Origin of the sequence: Amycolatopsis plumensis (assembly GCF_042652605.1) — a bacterium.
GTDB classification, from domain to species: domain Bacteria; phylum Actinomycetota; class Actinomycetes; order Mycobacteriales; family Pseudonocardiaceae; genus Amycolatopsis; species Amycolatopsis plumensis.
Genome location: NZ_JBHSJY010000001.1, coordinates 9,517,933 through 9,534,939, shown reverse-complemented (window position 1 = coordinate 9,534,939; position 17,007 = coordinate 9,517,933). Strand labels below are relative to the sequence as shown.

19 protein-coding genes are annotated in these 17,007 nt (G+C 71.0%); 13 read left to right on the top strand and 6 right to left on the bottom strand.

Annotated elements, in window-relative coordinates; translation table 11 throughout:
* Nucleotides 1-154 precede the first annotated feature (154 nt).
* The 5 genes from ACFPLC_RS46065 to ACFPLC_RS46045 all read left to right on the top strand — a co-directional run bounded on the left by ACFPLC_RS46065 (nucleotide 155) and on the right by ACFPLC_RS46045 (nucleotide 2,566).
* Nucleotides 155-616, top strand: a complete 462-nt coding sequence (locus tag ACFPLC_RS46065) for a hypothetical protein (RefSeq protein WP_378201483.1) — start codon at nucleotides 155-157, stop codon at nucleotides 614-616.
* Nucleotides 600-848 carry a hypothetical protein gene (locus ACFPLC_RS46060; RefSeq protein WP_378236223.1) on the top strand — a complete coding sequence of 83 codons (249 nt, stop codon included), beginning with the start codon at nucleotides 600-602 and terminating at the stop codon, nucleotides 846-848. The genes ACFPLC_RS46065 and ACFPLC_RS46060 overlap by 17 nt, the downstream gene beginning before the upstream one ends.
* Nucleotides 849-912: 64 nt before the next feature.
* On the top strand, nucleotides 913-1,065 hold the full coding sequence (locus ACFPLC_RS46055) for a hypothetical protein (RefSeq protein ID WP_378236222.1): 153 nt from the start codon (nucleotides 913-915) through the stop codon (nucleotides 1,063-1,065).
* A gap of 293 nt (nucleotides 1,066-1,358) precedes the next feature.
* Entirely contained in the window at nucleotides 1,359-1,757 is a 399-nt protein-coding gene (locus ACFPLC_RS46050) for a hypothetical protein (RefSeq protein ID WP_378236221.1), read from the top strand.
* 359 nt (nucleotides 1,758-2,116) lie between these two features.
* Nucleotides 2,117-2,566: a hypothetical protein gene (locus tag ACFPLC_RS46045; protein ID WP_378236220.1), complete on the top strand. Its 450-nt coding sequence runs from the start codon at nucleotides 2,117-2,119 to the stop codon at nucleotides 2,564-2,566.
* Between the two features lie 119 nt (nucleotides 2,567-2,685).
* Here the strand turns inward: ACFPLC_RS46045 and ACFPLC_RS46040 are convergent, their stop codons facing one another.
* The 4 genes from ACFPLC_RS46040 to ACFPLC_RS46025 form a co-directional block, all read right to left on the bottom strand.
* Nucleotides 2,686-3,024: a DUF1801 domain-containing protein gene (locus tag ACFPLC_RS46040; RefSeq protein ID WP_378201492.1), complete on the bottom strand. Its 339-nt coding sequence runs from the start codon at nucleotides 3,022-3,024 to the stop codon at nucleotides 2,686-2,688.
* A gap of 559 nt (nucleotides 3,025-3,583) precedes the next feature.
* The gene (locus ACFPLC_RS46035) at nucleotides 3,584-5,248 is read right to left on the bottom strand and encodes a glycoside hydrolase family 99 protein (RefSeq protein ID WP_378201495.1); all 1,665 of its coding nucleotides are present in this window, start codon (nucleotides 5,246-5,248) and stop codon (nucleotides 3,584-3,586) included.
* A gap of 144 nt (nucleotides 5,249-5,392) precedes the next feature.
* Nucleotides 5,393-5,995 carry a response regulator gene (locus ACFPLC_RS46030; protein ID WP_378201498.1) on the bottom strand — a complete coding sequence of 201 codons (603 nt, stop codon included), beginning with the start codon at nucleotides 5,993-5,995 and terminating at the stop codon, nucleotides 5,393-5,395.
* On the bottom strand, nucleotides 5,992-7,107 hold the full coding sequence (locus tag ACFPLC_RS46025; protein WP_378201501.1) for a sensor histidine kinase: 1,116 nt from the start codon (nucleotides 7,105-7,107) through the stop codon (nucleotides 5,992-5,994). Before ACFPLC_RS46025 ends, ACFPLC_RS46030 begins: the two co-directional genes overlap by 4 nt.
* A 155-nt stretch (nucleotides 7,108-7,262) precedes the next feature.
* On the opposite strand from ACFPLC_RS46025, the gene ACFPLC_RS46020 reads away from it, so the two are divergent.
* The 4 genes from ACFPLC_RS46020 to ACFPLC_RS46005 all read left to right on the top strand — a co-directional run bounded on the left by ACFPLC_RS46020 (nucleotide 7,263) and on the right by ACFPLC_RS46005 (nucleotide 11,184).
* The gene (locus ACFPLC_RS46020; RefSeq protein WP_378201504.1) at nucleotides 7,263-8,147 is read left to right on the top strand and encodes an ABC transporter ATP-binding protein; all 885 of its coding nucleotides are present in this window, start codon (nucleotides 7,263-7,265) and stop codon (nucleotides 8,145-8,147) included.
* Between the two features lie 13 nt (nucleotides 8,148-8,160).
* Nucleotides 8,161-8,880: an ABC transporter permease gene (locus tag ACFPLC_RS46015; protein ID WP_378201507.1), complete on the top strand. Its 720-nt coding sequence runs from the start codon at nucleotides 8,161-8,163 to the stop codon at nucleotides 8,878-8,880.
* 26 nt (nucleotides 8,881-8,906) lie between these two features.
* A complete protein-coding gene (locus ACFPLC_RS46010; RefSeq protein ID WP_378201509.1) occupies nucleotides 8,907-10,325 on the top strand; it encodes an alpha/beta hydrolase in 1,419 nt (472 codons plus the stop codon).
* A 94-nt stretch (nucleotides 10,326-10,419) separates the two neighbouring features.
* Nucleotides 10,420-11,184 (top strand): SdrD B-like domain-containing protein, encoded by a 765-nt coding sequence (locus tag ACFPLC_RS46005; RefSeq protein WP_378201512.1) that lies wholly within the window; start codon nucleotides 10,420-10,422, stop codon nucleotides 11,182-11,184.
* A 91-nt stretch (nucleotides 11,185-11,275) separates the two neighbouring features.
* Here ACFPLC_RS46005 and ACFPLC_RS46000 read toward each other — a convergent pair whose 3' ends face one another.
* Nucleotides 11,276-11,977, bottom strand: coding sequence for a VOC family protein (locus ACFPLC_RS46000; RefSeq protein ID WP_378201515.1), 702 nt, complete (start codon nucleotides 11,975-11,977; stop codon nucleotides 11,276-11,278).
* Nucleotides 11,978-12,030: 53 nt separating this feature from the next.
* On the bottom strand, nucleotides 12,031-13,470 hold the full coding sequence (locus tag ACFPLC_RS45995; RefSeq protein WP_378201518.1) for an FAD-dependent monooxygenase: 1,440 nt from the start codon (nucleotides 13,468-13,470) through the stop codon (nucleotides 12,031-12,033).
* A 114-nt stretch (nucleotides 13,471-13,584) separates the two neighbouring features.
* On the opposite strand from ACFPLC_RS45995, the gene ACFPLC_RS45990 reads away from it, so the two are divergent.
* From ACFPLC_RS45990 to ACFPLC_RS45975, 4 genes are all read left to right on the top strand, one after another.
* Entirely contained in the window at nucleotides 13,585-14,556 is a 972-nt protein-coding gene (locus ACFPLC_RS45990; protein ID WP_378201521.1) for an Lrp/AsnC family transcriptional regulator, read from the top strand.
* Nucleotides 14,557-14,563: 7 nt separating this feature from the next.
* Entirely contained in the window at nucleotides 14,564-15,427 is an 864-nt protein-coding gene (locus tag ACFPLC_RS45985; protein ID WP_378201524.1) for a DUF1963 domain-containing protein, read from the top strand.
* 126 nt (nucleotides 15,428-15,553) lie between these two features.
* Nucleotides 15,554-16,354: a hypothetical protein gene (locus ACFPLC_RS45980; protein ID WP_378201527.1), complete on the top strand. Its 801-nt coding sequence runs from the start codon at nucleotides 15,554-15,556 to the stop codon at nucleotides 16,352-16,354.
* Nucleotides 16,355-16,450: 96 nt separating this feature from the next.
* Complete coding sequence (locus tag ACFPLC_RS45975) at nucleotides 16,451-17,005, top strand: RNA polymerase sigma factor (RefSeq protein ID WP_378201530.1); 555 nt, start codon at nucleotides 16,451-16,453, stop codon at nucleotides 17,003-17,005.
* Nucleotides 17,006-17,007: the final 2 nt, after the last annotated feature.

Below are 17,007 nucleotides of genomic sequence, written 5' to 3'. Positions count from 1 at the left end.
CCGTGACGGTGGATCCTTCCCGGCGGCCTGCGGCGCGGCGGGCCCGGCTACGTGCAGACCGTTCAGGTCCGGCTGTTGCACGCACGCGTGCGTGCCTCGGCCATGGCGCACGGATGGGACGCCGATCGGTGGGGAGTGCCGATCAACCGAGCCGATGTCGCGCGCACCTGGCTTGCTGGGCCTCGACGAGGAGTGCTTCCTCGACATCGAGGACCACGCGAGGGCCGGCGAGCTGCTCGGCCTGCTGGACTTGGCCACGGGCCCGCCGGACGAGAACAGCCGTGTTCTGGTCGGTGCCCTGTTCGATGCCGCGACGGCGGACCTCGCGCTGGTACCGGAGTCGCCGATGGACGCGTCAGGCTGGCGGGACCTGCTGAACGCTCTGGCCGGCCGTTATCACGGCAAGGACGCTGCCGCGCTGGGCATCCCGGACCCGCCCTTCACCGCGATGCTGCCGCTGCTCGCGGCGGGGGAGGCGAAGGCGCGTCACTACCAGGCGCGGGTTCCCGGAGCCGTCCAGCAGGCAGTGGAGGGCGGCATCCTCGCCGTACGCGAGCTGGTCACCGCGCTCACCGATGGCAGCACCGCCTATCAGGGGCATGTCGCGGCTTCATGATGTCCGGCCGTTGACCGGGCTGGGCCGGCGGCGGACGTTCATGGGCAACCCCGGCGTCCGCTCGGTGCCGTCCTGGCGACCGACCACCACGGTGCCGGTGCGTGTGCACCCGCGATCTGGCGTCGAGCGCCGAGGTCGACGGGAACTTGCCCGAGCCGGGAGCGCGGGCCGTTCGGCGACATCGTGGTGTCTGCGGCGGCTAGGGGAGCGGTCGAGCCTGCCGCGTCGGTGAGCAGCGGGACCAGGGGTGACCTTTCGCTGCCAGGTACAGCGCGAGCGTCACGCCGTGGACCAGCGTGGTCACCTGCCACGTGTCGCCGGGAAGCAGGTGCGGTGAGTCCGGCAGTGGCTGTGCCTGGACCTGCCAGCTCCCGAACGGCCCGGACGCCGCCGCGGTCTGGCGGGCGGTGACGATCGCGTTGCCGGTGTTGCGCTGCCTGGCGGGTTGACAACCTCAGACTCCCCGGAGGTGGCTCACCACAGTGGCGGTATGACGGTCGGGCCACCCGCGGAATGCTGGTGGGCGATGAAAAAGCCGGTTGGTCTGGGCCTCCTGGCTGTGCTGATGTCCGCGTGCAGCGTCAGCGTCGGCATCGGAGTGGACTCCGGGCAATCGGATGTCCCGGAGCCGACGGACGTGCGGCACCAGGAGAGCCCGGCGGTCCCGTCAAGGATTGTCACGCCGGAAGTTGCCGGCGGGCTGTCTCGTTCCCATGACACCGAAACGAAGTACGCCGACCAGTTGGCTCGGACCCGGGCGCAGTTCCGGCCGGACGCCGTCGTGGCGGACAGTGTCATGTCGGCGGTCTACCATCGGCCGGGGTTCACCGCACCGGACGGCGACATCGTGTTCATGGGCGGCGCGGTCCGTGACCCCGCTCCGCTGCTGGCCGAGATCAGCGGCCGTCCGGGAAATCTGCCGCAGGGCTGGCAGAGCATGAACGTGGACCTGGGGCCGAATGGTAGCCGGGGAGCCTGCGCGCAGGGACCGAACTCCACGGGCGCGGTGCAGCCGTCCTGCATCTGGGTAACCGACGACTCGTTCGGCCACCTCGTCCCCTTCCCCGCAGCGTCCGGAGTACCGACAATGCAGGAACTGGCCAACCTGATGAAGAACATGCGGCCTGACCTTGTGCACTGACCCGGTAATTACGGTGTGGTGATCATTTGAGTCGGGTTCAGGCCGCTCCCTGGCTTGGGGCGAGCTGGACGGCCTGGCGGACGATGCGGCGCATGGCGGCTTCGGGTCACGGCGCGTGCAGTAGTCCCCACCGCGGTCGGACACTGACGCGGTCTACGCGCAACCGTCCGCGCGGCAATACCGGGAGATCATCGGCCGGTTCGCGGACGGCTGATGGCCACGTCGAGCACTTCGATCGGCTCTGGGCATCGAGCTCGTCACCTGGTTGTCGCAGCCCGGTTCAGCGGAGCGACTTGCCCGCCTACCATGCGGAAAGAGGTCGAGTGCGGTCGATGGTGCGGAGGTGCGGGATGGGCGATGTGCTGAATGGTCTGCTCGCCTTCGTCCTCGGAACGTTCGTCTCCTGCGGTGCGTTACGCGCTCTCGCGACCGGAGTCGAACAGGTGCGACGCGGCCGGGTGCTGCGCAGGCGGGGACGGACTGCTATCGCGAGGATAGTGTCCCTGGCCGACCTCGACCCGGAGTGCAGCACCCTGCAGGCGGTCGTCCGCTTCCAGGTGGAGCCGGACCGGGAGGTGGTGGGTACGACCTACCTCGACCGGAAAGGCTCGTCGGGCCTGGTCGCCGATGCTCGGGTCCGGATTCGCTACGATCCAGCGATTCCGACGATCCTTGCCGCTGAAGCCGGCGGCCGCCCGGGGTACGCCGAGATCCGGCAGGCGGTCGTGGGCTCCGTGCTGATGGTCGTGATGGTCCTGCCGACCTCGATCTATCTGGTGTGCGCCGGCGTGTACACCGTGTTGTCCTGAGCGAAGCCGCACTGCTGTCTCGATCGGCGCGCAGGTCCCGGAGCCCCTGGTGACGAAGCCTGGCTCCGGAGCGAGCAGGTGTGGCCATTGCGGCAGGCTCGCGCCGTGAGCCGTCGATGTCAGGCCACTGCCTTCTTGATCAGTGCGCGAATCCTGGCTTCCGTCGCGGTGTCCAGCGCGGTGAGTGTCCACGCGACGGGGTGCATGTGGGCGCCCTCCTCGCGGGCGGGGTTCACGACCTCGCCGAAGCCGAACGCGATGAAGTCCTTGTCCACCTTGATGTAGCAGACGTCCTTGCCGTCCTTCACGTAAAACGGAAGCCCCCACCGCACGATCGGCTCCAGCGACGGCGCGCTCTCCCGGATGAGGCTGTGCAGGCGCTCGCCGATCTCTCGATACTGGGCAGGGGCGTCACCGAGCTTGGCGAGGACAGCTGCGTCACCCTTCTTCGTGAACATGTGATCAGGCCTCCTTGAGGGGTTCGATGCAAGTCACGGCGTTGACGTTAGTTCCGGCTTCGTGCTCGGTGCTTCTCGATTCCTGATCGGGTTGAGCCGACGGACTAGTCGAGGATGGGATCTGGTCTGCATCGATCAAGCCGCCTGAGTTAGGAGATGTCGACGCGACCCACGCGGCCCAGATCGAGTGGCACCCGGCATAGGTGCCACTCGAGGCGGCAGGAACGGGGGAGCATTTATGCTCCATAAATGGCGTCGACTGACGTCGACTGGAACCGAATCAGGGCATGAGCGAATGCAAACATCCCAGCTAGATCGACTGACGTCGACCCAGGTCTAGAACCTCCAGTTAACCGGAGGGTTCTTGGTTCGAGTCCAAGCGGGGGAGCAAAGCCCAGGTCGCTGACCTGGGCTTTTTTGCTGCCTGTGAGCAGAGGAAGCGACGATTTCCAAGACTCCGGAGCCCGCTTCCGCGGTGACCGTCACGAACTGGTCGAAAGCGCGATCGACCGAAGGAACTCCGAGGCCCTGTTCCCCCGGCTGAGGGGCTGACAGCGCCTCAGGCGTAGACCTCGAAGCGGGCGATCTGGCCGGCGGGCCATCCGGTGTTGCCGCTGCAGGTCAGGCGCAGGAAGCGGTGGCTGCCGGCCGGAATGGTGATCGTGACGGTGTTGCCTCGCCCGGGGTCGAACGTGTATCCGGATGCGGGAACGAGCGTGTCAAACGCCGTGCCGTCGACGGAGCCGGACAGGGTCAGCGTCTGCGTCCGGGCGCCCCACGACGGGGGGACCGCTGCCACGATCCGCGTCACCGGGACCGCCGCGCCCAGGTCCACCTGCAGCCACTGGGGAAACGTGTTGTTCGCGCTTTCCCAGTACGTGTCGGGGTTTCCGTCGACGGCGTTCGCCGCCGCGTAGTTCTGGGTGTGACTGCTTTCGGTGGTCGTGCGGCCGCGGGCCAGGTCGGCCGGGCCGCCGCCGGTGGTCGGCAGGGGAGCGGTCGGGCGGATCGCCGTGAGGGGCAGCTGGCCCTTGAGCATGCGGCCGCCGTCGGCGGTCAGCCGCAGGTAGTAGTCCGACGAGCACGCCGTCCCGTCTTCGTCGAGGGCCAGCAAGCCGGAACCGGCGGGGGTCATCGCGGCGTTCTCCGCGGTCTTGGCGATCTGGTTGCCTTCGCCGTACTCGTCGAACATCGAGATGTAGATGCCCTGCACGCCGGCGCGCACCATGTTGTAGAACTGGCGCCACATGAAGTCGCCGTGGGCCCGCTGGCGCGCGGAAACGTCACCGGGCAGCACGCACGGCTGGTAGTCGATGCCGTGGGCGGTGCAGTCGGCTTGGTCGGGCACGGTGAGGTTCTGGTACGTCCAGTCGGAGCCGGCCACGTCGCCGATGGCGCCGACCATCCACGGCGAGATCATGTCGAACGCGTGGTAGACGCCGCTGAAGCCAGGGCGCGAACCGCCGTCGCCGGTGCGCCATTCCCGCGGCACGCCACCGATGACGTAGCAGCCCTGCGCTTTGAACCAGTCGACGACGTCGAGGCAGGCGGCGGCGTCCCACGGGTGGTTGGCGTCGTTGTAGCCGAAACCCCAGATGCAGACCACCGGTTTGCCGTTCTGGCGGGCGTAGGCGGGCGACGCGGTGTGCGCGGACATCTTCGCCGACCAGTCGGCCTTCATCTCCGTCTGCATGTTCGCCCAGCCGGTGGCGTCGTACATGATGTAGAACTTCCGCCCGTGTGCCTCGGCGGCACTGCGGACCTTCGCGGCCATCGCGTCGCGCGTGGGGCCTTCGCTGCTGTTGGGGTTGAAGCGCTGCAGGGCGGCGGTGTCGCAGCCGTTCTGCTGCATCCACCGGAAGTGCGTGTCCACGGTCTGCTGGTCGTAGGACGAGAAGAGCGTGGCGGGCCAGCCGTCGCCGAGGTTGCCGTAGGCGGTCGGATACGTGCGCGTGTACTCCCGCATGTCCGGCCACGCCTTGATGACGTTGTTCGACGGCGATGGCGTGCGGCTCCAGTCCTGGCTCCAGTGCCACCAGCCGTTGATCGGCGCGCCATCGCCGGCGCAGGCGAACCAGCCCTGGTACCCGACGGTGATCTTGCCGACCACGTCTCCCGGCGGGCTGGCCGCGGCGGTGGCCTCTCGCGCTCCGGCGAGGGTCAGCGCGCCCCAAGCCGATGCCGCCGCGGCCGAGCCGATGAAGGTCCTGCGCGAGATCGCCATGCAAGTTCCTCCCGCTGAGCCGCTCCATACCTCGTCCGGGTGACTGTAGGCCGCCGAGCAGATCGCTGCAATAGACGTACAGATTTCTGAAACTTGCGTGACGAACCTTGGAAAATTGCGTTCGTTCGTCTGCGGCGGAGGCGGTTACAGCCAGTCGTGCTCGTGGGCGTAGCGGGCCGCTTCGTGGCGGGTGCGGGTCTGGGTTTTCTGCATCGCGTTCGACAGGTAGTTGCGCACCGTGCCCTCGGCCAGGTGCAGCCGGCCCGCGATCTCGGCCACCGAATACCCCTCGCGGGTCGCGCGCAGAACGTCGAGCTCGCGTTCGGTCAGCGGGCAGTCGTCGACGACGGCGAGGGCCGAGACGTCCGGGTCGATCCAGCGCTTGCCCGCGTGCAGGGTCTGGATCACCGCGGTGATGTGCGCGGGCTCCGCCGCCTTGCTGACGAACCCCTGGACGCCCAGCTTCAGCGCCTGCCGCAGCACGCCGGGGCGGGCGTGCCGGGTCAGCATGAGGATGACCTGCCCGGGCCGCTCCCGCCGGATGCGCGCGACCGCGCCGATCCCGTCCAGGACGGGCATTTCGAGGTCGATGACGAGCACGTCGGGCCGGTGCCGCAGGGTGGCCGCCACCGCCTGCTCGCCGTCTTCGGCCTCGGCGAGCACGGTGATCCCGCCCTCCAGCGGCAGCAGCGCCGCCAAGGCCTTGCGCAGCAGGGCTTCGTCGTCGGCGAGCACCACGGTCGTCATCGGGCGGCCCCTGCGGGGAACGCCACCGCCGTCAGGAACCGGCCGTCCTCGTACGACACCTCGAGTTCTCCTCCGTTCTCCGCCAGCCGGTGCCGCAACGCCGAAAGCCCGCCGGGCGGGCCCGGCTCGCCCGCGCCGTCGTTGACGATCGCGATGCCCCGGCGGCCGAGCGTGATCCGCACGTGGCGGGCCTCGGCGTGGCGCAGGATGTTCGTCGTCGTCTCGCGCAGAACCTGGCCGAGCAGCTCGCCGACGCGAGCGTCCGGCTCGGCTTCCCGTTCGAGGCGCACGTGGATGCCCGCGGCCTCGAACAGGTTCTTCGCGTTCTCCAGCTCCGCGGCCAGGTTGAGCCGCCGCTGGGCGTAGGCGAGTTCCCTGGTCTGGACGATCGTGTCGCCGACGAGCGTGTGCACCTCCCGCAGCTCCTCCCGCGCGCGGCCGGGATCGGCGTCCAGGAGCTTCTCCGCCAGCGCCACCTTCAGCTTCACCACGTGCAGCGTGTGGCCCTGGATGTCGTGCAGGTCGCTCGCGAAGCGGACGCGCTCCCGGGCGACCGCCAGCTCCGCTTCCCGCTCGCGCGACTGCTCCAGCTCGGCGACCAGGTCGAACAGCCGCTGGGTGGCGAACATGAACGCGGTCGAGATCAGCACGGCGACCGCCGGGACGGCGACGTACTGCACCAGTCGCGCCCCGGTGTGATCGGGGTGCACGAGCACGTTCGGCAGGCCCAGGACCCCGACCAGCGCGGCGAGCCCGAACAGGGCCGCCAGCCGGTGGCGTCGCAGCGGCGGGACGAGGAACGACCCGACGATGGACACGCCGTAGAACGCGACGGTGTCGTTCGTCAGCGCGCCGGCCAGCCAGACCACCGCGGTGATGGCCAGGCTCGGCCGCGCGACGCGGAGGTAGTCGCCCGCCGTCCAGCGTTCGGCCGTCGCCAGCGCTGCGACGAGCGCGACGACCTGCAGGCCGACCTGCCACCAGGTCCTGGCGTTGAGCGCCAGGAGCAGCACGCCGACGAACGCCAGCGGCGGCACCGTCGTGATGAGGTTGAGCCGGCGCAGCCGGTCCTGCACGGCTCCGCCGGACCACCTCCGGCGGGTCTCGGTCATGGTCCTCCGGGGTCGGCGCGGTCCCCGCCAGCTTGCCGCACCGGTCGCGGCCCCACCAGTGACGCCACGTCATGCTTCCGGGGCAGGAACGTCACGGTGCGGTGGTGACGCGGGCGCACTGCCGCCCGGCGGTGATCGGCGCTGGAATTCGCGGCATGTCCACGACACCAGTCATCGACGTCGATCGCCTGACCCTCACCTACGGCGGGTTCGCCGCCGTGAAGGACCTTTCGTTCCAAGTGGAACGCGGAGAGCTCTACGCCCTGCTCGGCACCAACGGCGCGGGGAAGACCTCGACTCTGGAAACGGTCGAAGGTCACCGCGCGCCGACCTCGGGCGCCGTGCGGGTGTTCGGAAAGGACCCCCGCGACCGCGCCGCCGTCCGCCCGCGGATGGGGATCATGCTGCAGGAGAGCGGGTTCTCGCCCGATCTGACCGTCGCCGAGACCGTCCGGCTGATCGGGCGGCTCACCGAACGCACCGACGACGCCGGGCGCGTGCTCGGCGTCGTCGACCTGGCCCGCAAGGCCGGGACGAAGGTGGGGCAGCTGTCCGGCGGCGAGAAGCGGCGGCTGGACTTCGCCACCGCCGTCTACGGCACGCCCGAGCTGGTCTTCCTCGACGAACCCACCACCGGCCTGGACATCCAGTCCCGCGACGCGCTGTGGGACGCCGTCGACCGGCTGCGCGAGGACGGCTCGACGATCGTGCTCACCACCCACTACCTCGAAGAGGCTCAGCAGCGCGCCGACCGCATCGGGCTGATGCACCAGGGCGTCTTCCACCGCGAGGGCACCGTCGCCGAGCTGACCCGCACGCTGCCCGCCACCATCCACTTCGGACTGCCGGCGCGCGCACCGGCGCCGCCGCTGCACGCCGCGCGCCGGGGTGACGGGCGGTTCCTCGTCGAAACCTTCGAGCTGCAGAAGGACCTGCACACGCTGCTCGGCTGGGCGGCCGACCACGCCGTCGAGCTGATTGACCTGCAGGCCGGGCCGACGCGGCTCGACGACGTCTTTCGCGCCATCGAATCCTCCTGAGAGAAGGCATCCCATGCTCACGATCGCTCGCGGCGAGCTGATCCAGATCTTCCGCAACCGCCTGGTCCTGGTCACCGCCCTGGTGCTGCCGGCCGCGCTCAGCGCGTTCTTCATCGCCAAACGCGACCTGTTCACCGAAGGGAGCACCCTCGGCTACATCGCGACGCTGGCCCTGTTCTTCGTCGCCGGAATCGGCCTGTACACGACGTCGGTCACCACGCTGGCCGCCCGCCGCCAGAACCTGTTCCTCAAGCGCCTGCGCTCCACCGCGGCGGGCGACGCCGGCATCCTCGGCGGGCTGCTGCTGCCGATCACCGTGCTGTCGGTGGTCCAGATCGCCGTCATCCTCGGCGTGCTGGCCGCGGTGGCCGGAGGCCCGGCGAACCCGCTGCTGCTGATCGCCGCCGTGGTGTCCACTGTGGTCATGCTGCTCGCGCTGGGGCTGGCCACGGCGGGGCTGACGAACTCACCCGAGCACGCGCAGGTGACGACGCTGCCGGTCAGCCTCGGCGTCATCGGGGTGTCCGGCTGGGTCGGCCTCACCGGCACCGGTGACCTGACGCTGCTCAAGCGCCTGCTGCCCGGCGGTTCGGCGACCGAACTGGTGCTGAACGCCTGGAACGGCGGCGTCCCACTGGCCGACTCGCTCGTTCTGTTCGCGCCCACCCTGGCGTGGGTCGTCGTCGCCGTCGCGCTGGCCGCGCGCCTCTTCCGCTGGGAACCGCGCCGCTGACCCGCGGCCGGACGAAAGGAAATTCGATGCTGCGCAAAGCTTTGCTCACCGCCGTAGCCGCCGTGCTCGGCGCGACGGCCGCGTCTCCGGCGTCGGCCGCGACCGGCCTCGACTGGGGACCGTGCCCGGCCGGTGCCTTCCCGGTTCCGGACCTGCAGTGCACGACGATGAAGGTGCCGCTGGACTACGGCGACCCGGACGGACGCGCGATCGACATCGCCGTGTCGCGCCTGCCGAGCCGGCACCCGGAGAAGCGGCGGGGCGTGCTCTTCACCAACCCCGGGGGCCCCGGCGGCGAAGGCCTGGACTACCCGCAGGTGCTGAAGTACCTGAAGCTGCCGCAAAGCGTGCTGGACGCCTACGACGTCATCGGGTTCGACCCGCGGGGTGTCGGCCGCAGCACGCCGGTGACGTGCAATCTGACGCCGGCGCAGCTGGCGATCGGCAACCTGCCCTACGCCAACGGCCCGGCCGACGTCGTCAAGCAGGCCGGGCTGGCGAAAACCGAGGCCCGGCAGTGCCGGGACGCGGCCACCGGCCCGATGCTGCCCCACGTCACCACGGCCAACACCGCGCGGGACATGGACCGCATCCGGGCGGCGCTCGGTGAGTCCACCTTGTCCTACCTCGGTGCTTCCTACGGCACGTACTTGGGCGCGGTGTACACGACGATGTTCCCGGACCGCAGCGACCGCATCGTGCTGGACAGCAATCTCGGCCCGGGCGGCTACGACCTCACGGCGATGCGTGCCTTCGCGCGGGGCATGGAGGACCGCTTTCCGGACTTCGCGAAGTTCGCCGCGGCGCACCCGGAGTACGGCCTCGGCCGCACGCCGGCCGAGGTGACGGCCAAGTTCCACGAGCTGGCGGCGCGCCTGGACCGGGCCCCGGTGGGGGAAGTGACGGGCTCGATCCTCCGCGGCTTGACCTTCGGCGGCCTGTACGCGACCGACCTGGCCCCGCTGGCGGCCGATTGGCAGGCGCTCGACAACGGCCGCGCGCCGCAGCAACCGGTGGAGTTCGGCTCGGCGGAGAACCTGTTCGCGTCCCGGTTCGCGGTCATCTGCGGGGATTCGGCGTGGCCGCGTCCCGTGGCGGTGTACCAGGTGAACGTGGCCGTCGACCGCGTCCGCTACCCGCTGCTCGGCGCGGCAACGGCGAACATCTCGGCGTGTGCCTACTGGGCGCCCCCGAAGGAGCCGCCGGTGCGGATCACCGGCCGCGGGCCGGCGAACGTGCTGATGGTGCAGAACGAACGCGACCCGGGAACGCCGCTGGTGAACGCCCGCAAGCTGCGCTCGGCGTTCGGCGAGCGCGCCCGGATGGTGACCGTCGACCAGGGCGGCCACGGCGTGTACCTGGGTCCCGACCAGTGCGCCAACACGGCGGTGACGGACTACCTGGCGACGGGGAAGCGGCCCGCGCACGACGTGCACTGCCCGTGATCAGCGAAGGGGCGGCTCGCCTAAACCCTTCGGGCCCCGGCGGCGTGTAGGCCGGGGGCGGGATCGGCCCGCCCGGACGAAGGGGGAGCCAGTGTTGACGTTTACCGAGGTTGGACGGCCGCTGCTCACCGCGGCGGCGTGCTCGGCCGCTCTGCTCGCCGGGGCGCTGCCCGCCGTGGCCGCGGACGGGCAACCGAACGTGCACGTCGTTTCCACGCGGTTCGACAAGCTCAGCTACCAACCCGGTGACGCCGCCACGGTCACCTACAAGTTCGCGAACTGGGGCTCGGTCGACGCCGTGAAGGTCGTCAACGACAGCGGCGGCAACGGGGACCCGTGGGAGCTGGAGATCACCGACTGGGCCGGCGTCGGGTACGACCAGGAGGGGATCACCATCCCCGCGGGCCAGACGGTCACCGTCGTCCTGCGCGGCACCGTGCCGGCCGCGGCCGCGAACGTCGGCCGCGTGACCATCGCCTACGGTTTCACCGCGCAGAACGGCGACTCCGACCCGCAGGACAACGTCGGGAGCGCGCGGGCGTCCGTACCGGGCCTGACCGGCGAGATGGTCGGCGTCAGCTACTACGACCAGAACGGCAACAACCGCAAGGACCCGGGCGAGGGCCTGAAGGGTGTCAAGATCACCGTGGTCGGCCTGGTCGACATCGACCGCCGGGCCACCACCCGCACCGACCGCAACGGCGACTTCCGGTTCACCGGGCTGCCGGTCGGCGAATACGAGGTCCGCGTGACACCTCCGGCCGGCTGGTGGCTGACCTACGGGTCGGACGTCGGAACCGCCGAGGTCCGGTCCACTGAGTACGGGAGGCTCATTCTGGAGGTCGAGCCGCAGCCGTGAAGAAGCGGTCGTCTCCCTCGGTCCGGGGGAGACGACCGCTGACCCGCCGCGGCGTCCGGCCATCGGCGGCGGACACCACCGAACATCACCGCTACTCGGGTCGCACGCAGAACTCGTTGCCGTCCGGGTCCGCCAGGACGGTGGTGCCGTCGCTGCGATCCTCGAGGTGGGTGGCGCCGAGGGAGATCAGCGTGTCGACCGCCGCGCGCTGGTCGCCGTCTGAGGCGAGCAGCTCGAAGCGCTGCCGGTTCGGCTGGTCGGGCTGGCCTTCCCAAGTGTCCCAGGCGAGTTTCGTGCCGCCGCCCGGTGACTGGATCGCGATTTGCTCTCCTCGGTCCCACACCGGCGGCCAGCCCAGCGCCTTGCTCCAGAACACGCCGACCTGCCGGCTGCCGGCGCAAGTGAGCTCGCCCAGCGGGCCGCAGCCGTCGAGGTAGTCGTTGTCCGGCTCGATCACGCAGAACTCGTAGCCCGCCGGGTCGGCCAGGACCACGTGCGTCTCCTCGGGCCGCTGCCCGACGTCGAGGTGGTGGCCACCGAGCCGGAGCGCCGTGGCCACCGTGTGGCGCTGGTCGTCGAGGTCGGTGCTGGTCAGGTGCAGGTGCATCCGGTTCGCGCCGAGCCGGCCGGGGCGGCCCGTCACGAACCGCAGGCCCAGCTGGGTGTCTCCACCCGGGAGCAGCACGCCGCCGGCGTCATCGATGACCTCCCGGCCGAGCAGGCCGGCCCAGAAGCGCGCCGCTTCAGCCGGGTTTTCCGCCTCGAAGGTCACCGCCAGCAGTCGCGAACCCATCATCGGAACCTAGACACCGCCGTCGTGGCGGGGCAAGCCGATAAAATCACGGATCACCGGGGTGCGCCGAACCAGTGGCCGAGCGCCGGCTCGAGGTCGTCCGGGTGGCCTGCCCAGCACACGTAGCCGTCGGGCCGGATGAGCATCGGTTCGGCGTCGGCGCCCTGACCTGCGCGGTCCACGCGGTCCGGCCACCGGGCGGCGACCTCGGCGAACCGGCCGGCCGGGTCGATCAGGACGCCGCGCCCGCGCCGCAGCAGCTCGTGCGACCGGATCGGGCCGAGCTGCAGGTCCGGCGCCGGCAGGCCGACGAGCGGCTGCCCCTCGGCGCCCGGCACGGGGTAGCGGATGCCCATCCCGGACAGCATGTCGTCGAGGTGGTCCTGCACCGCACGCAGCTGCACCAGGTCGGCGAACAGGTCCTTGACGGCCGCGAGGTCCGGGTGGCCGGTGCTTTCCTGGTCCATCAGCAGGCTCTGCGCCTGGACGTTGCGCAGCACCGCGGCCGCGACGGGATGGCGTTCGGTGTGGTAGGTGTCGAGCAGGTGCGCCGGAGCCCAGCCGTGCACGGCGGCACCGAGCTTCCACCCGAGGTTGAGCGCGTCCTGGATCCCGGTGTTCATGCCCTGCGCGCCGATCGGGAGGTGGACGTGCGCGGCGTCGCCGGCCAGGAACACCCGCCCGTGCCGGTAGCGGGCGGCCTGCCGGGCCGCGTTGGTGATGCGGCGGGCATACCGCAGTTCGAGCAGTTCCACCCGGGAGCCGAAGACCGCACGCAGCCCCTCGCGGACTTCGCCTTCGGTGACGGGGACCTCGCGGGGCAGCGACCGGCCGGGGCCGCCCAGCGAGAGCCGGCGCAGCGGCCTGCCCGCCGGATCGGTGCCGAGCGGGAACACCGCCGCCCAGTGCCCGTCCTCGCTGCGGGCGTGCGTCATCGCCGGGACGTCGCCGCCCAACCGCACGTCGGCGGCGACGGTGGTCACCGTGCCCGGCCTGCCGGGGAACTCGGCCGCCAGCAGCGACCGCACCGTGCTGCGGCCGCCGTCGGCCGCGACCAGGTACCGGGAACGGAGCACTCCGCCGTCGGCGAACGTCGCGGTGACGCCGTTCCCGTCCTGGGTGAGGCCGGTCAGCGCGTGGTCGCGCCGGACGCGGATGCCTTGTGCGGCAAGGTATTCCTCGAGGAATCCTTCGATCACCACCTGCGGGATGGACCGCCACGGGTGCCGGTGCCTGCCGCGGGTGAGCGGGAGCGTGAGGCCGGCGAAGTGGGCGGTGCCGTCCGGGAAATTTCCGTTGGCCAGCAACGGTGCCAGCAGCCCGCGCTGGTCGAATGCCTCCTGGGTGCGGGATTGCACACCGCCCGCCTTCGACAACGTGCTGCGCCGCGGCAGCTTGTCGACGAGCACGGCCGGCACGCCCGCCAGCCGCAGTTCGTTGGCCAGTGTCAGGCCGGTCGGCCCGGCGCCGACGACGAGCACGTCGGTGTCCATGGTTTCTCCCCTGGTCTGTCGATCGGAACGAGGGCAACGCTCCGGCCGCCGACGCCGCACCGCCAGAAACGAGCGCAAGCTCAGAGATATCCGACATCAACTACGCTGGAGCCGGTGGAATCCGACTACGATGAGCTGGATCGCCGGCTCGCGCACGCCCTGCAGGTCAATGGCCGGGCCCCGTTCAGCACGATCGCCGACGTGCTCGGCGTGTCGGATCGCACCATCGCCCGCCGGTATACCCGGTTGCGGTCGGCGGGGGCGGTGCGGGTGCTCGGTGGGGTCGACCCGGCGGCGCTGGGCGCGGTGCTGTGGTTCCTGCGGGTGCGGTGCGCGCCCGCCGCGTCGGTCCCGGTCGCCGAAGCGCTGGCCCGCCGCCCCGACACGTCCTGGGTGAGCATCACCTCCGGGGGCACGGAGATCACCTGCACGGTCCGCACCGAAAGCGACGCCGACAGCGAGGCGCTGCTGCTGACCAAGCTCCCGCGCACGCCGCGCGTGGAGGGAGTGACCGCCCACTCCGTGCTGCACGCGTACTACGGCGGCCCGGACAGCCTGATCGCCAAGCTCGGCTCGCTGAGCGAAGAGGCGGTCGAGCGACTGCGCCCGCCGCCGGTGCCACCCCGATCGGGGCCGGTGCGCCTCGACGACGGTGACCGCAAGCTCCTCGCCGCGCTGGCCGTCGACGGCCGGGCCGAGTTCGAGCAGCTCGCGGCAGCGACCGGCTGGTCGCCGACGACGGTCCGGCGCCGGATGACCGAGCTCCGCGAACACGGCGTGCTCTACCTGGACATCGACGTCGACGGAACCCTGTTCGGTGTCGGCCCCCGGACCATGCTCTGGCTCTCGGTCGCCCCCGCGCACCTGGAGGAGGCCGGCACGGCACTGGCCGGCCACCCGGAGATCGCGTTCGCCGCCGCCACGACCGGGCCGACGAACCTGTACGCGAGCGTGGCGTGCGCGGATCAGCGGGAGCTGTACCGCTACCTGACCACCCGGGTGGCCGCGCTGCCCGCCATCACCCACATCGAGACCGCCCCGGTGATCAAGACCGTCAAACGGGCCGCCACCCGGCTGCCCGCATAATGTCGCGATGAGCTGGGCGAGCTTTGCGGAAGCCTGCGCGAGGGTGCGGGAGCTGTGCGTCGAGCACCTGGGGGAGCACGTCGGCACCCAGTTCGCGGCACTGGCGAAACCGGGGTTCGGGCTGCGGCCGGTGCAGCCGGGCCGCACCGCGGCCGGCCTCGGCAGGTGGGGCGGTCCGGCGTTGCTGAACCCCGGCACGCCGTGGCCCGAGCACGACGGCGTTCCGCTCAGCCTGTTCGCCGTCCTGGACGTCGACGCGCTCGGTTCCTGGCTCGGTGACGAGCGCCCGCCCGACGGACTGCTGAACATCTTCTTCTTCGATCCGGACATCCGGCGCGGGTACGTGCTCGAGGGTGCTCCTCTCCTGGACCTGGACGACCCGCGATGCTGCCGGATCATCCCGGCGGACCCGGCACGGGCGATCGAGCGGGCCGCACCCGCACCGGCCTCGTTTCACGCCCCGGAGCCGTTCTCCGCGGTTCCCGTCGTGACGTTGCCGTCGATGCAGGGAGTGTCCTACGACCCGGTCCTCGACACGGTCGACTACGGCGGAGAGACCGAAGACTCCCTGCACTACCGGTCGATGCCAGGCTGGCCGGCTTCGGACCGCCTCGGCGATCCCTGGCTCGAGTTCTGTGAGCGTGAGCAGGGCCTGTACAAGTACGAGGACGTCTCCTTCTCGCCCGACCAGGCGTTCGGCTGGCCGATCCTGGAGAACAGCTTCCCCCAGCTGAAGAAGCCGTACCGCCACCTCATCACCATCGGGCACCACGACCTCGGCGACGGCGGCTACGTGCACTTCGTCCTGCCGCTGAAGGCGTTCCGCGACGGGGACTACGAGCAGGCCGTCGCCCTGGTCGAGGGTTTCTAGGCGCCTGGTCCGGCGGCGTCCGCGCCGGAAACCGGCTTACCATGGCGCCATGGCGACCGGGGCGCACGCGTTCGGAGACCCACTCGGAGTCGTCCGCAGCCTTCTTCGCCGCCACCCTCGCCCGCGGTGGCCGAGCGCGACAACGGGTTGCCCGCCTGCCCTCCGGATCCGGCGGCCGCCGCGCCGGGACTGCGGCGGCTGCGGGCCGGCGGACGGCGCTGGACGGTCGCGCTGCTGGCCGCCGCCGCCCTGATCGGGGGGTTCTTCGCGGTGCAGTACGAGCAGGACCGGGCCGCCGCACTGTTGCTGCGCACGGGCGTGCACAGTGACGGCACCGTGGTCACCGTCTGGCCGAAGCCGAGGACCCGGACGTACATCGTGGTCGGTTACGTGTTCGGCGGCGTCCGGAAGCGGGTATGGATCGACAAGACGTCGGATCGCCGTTACGCGGTCGGCGACCACGTCCTGGTCCTGACCGATCCCGTCCGGCCGGACCGGGTCCGCACCGCCGACGAACCCAACGAGGACCGGGCCACGGGCAGCGCCGGCATCTTGATGCTCATCGCCGGGGTCGTGCTGTTCCCGGTCGCGGTGCTCCGCCGGATCCGCTGGAGCCGCCGACTGGCCGCCGCGCGCCGCACGGGCTGGTACCCGGCGGAGGTCACGATCGTCCCGCACCGGCGACTGGCCGCCGCCGACCACCGCCCGCCGGACCTGCGGATCACCTACCGCGACGGAACCACCATCGACGCCCGCGGCGCGCACGCGTACGGCGTCGCCGAGCTGGCCGACCGGCCGCGCCGGGACGTCCGGGTGGCGGGGACCGGCGAGAACCTGGCCCTGCTGTTTCCGGCCGGGGTCAAGGGGAAGCGGCCTTACCTGGTCCCCGCCGAGGCGGTGACCGGCCGGCCCGCACCCGTCGCCTGACCAGCGACGTTCCCCCAGGGGTGACCTGGCCTGAACGCTTTGGGCGCGCGTCGGCAAAGAGGGGGTGTCAGGGCGAAGCGAAACCCGAGGAGCTTCATGTCGTCAGACGCGGAACTGATCGGTCGGTCGCTGCGCGGGGACACCGATGCCTTCGTGGAACTGATCGGCCGGCACGAGACCGCGCTCGGCAGCTACCTGGCGCGCAGAGTGGGGCGGCAGGCCGCCGAAGACGTGCTCGGCGATGTGTGGGTGGCGGCGTACGAGTCCCGTGCGAACTACGACCTTTCCTATCCCGAAGCCAGGCCCTGGTTGTACGGCGTCGCGCTGAACAGGCTGCGCCGGCACTGGCGGTCGGCGCCGGCCGAGGAGCCGGCGCCGGACCTGACCGGGGTGGCGAGTGACTGGGATCCCTGGCCGGCGGTGGATGCCCGCGTGGACACGCAGGCCCTGCTGAGCAGGGCACTGGCCCGGCTCAAACCGGAAGAGCGGGAAGTGCTGGGCCTGGTCGCCTGGGAAGACCTGACCGTCGCCGAGGCCGGGCGGGTTCTCGACATCCCGGCCGGCACGGCCCGCCGCCTGCTGCACCAGGCGCGCAAGGCGTTGCGTGAAGCCCCCGAAGTGGTTGCGCTGCTGCAAGTCCCGACAACGTGAAA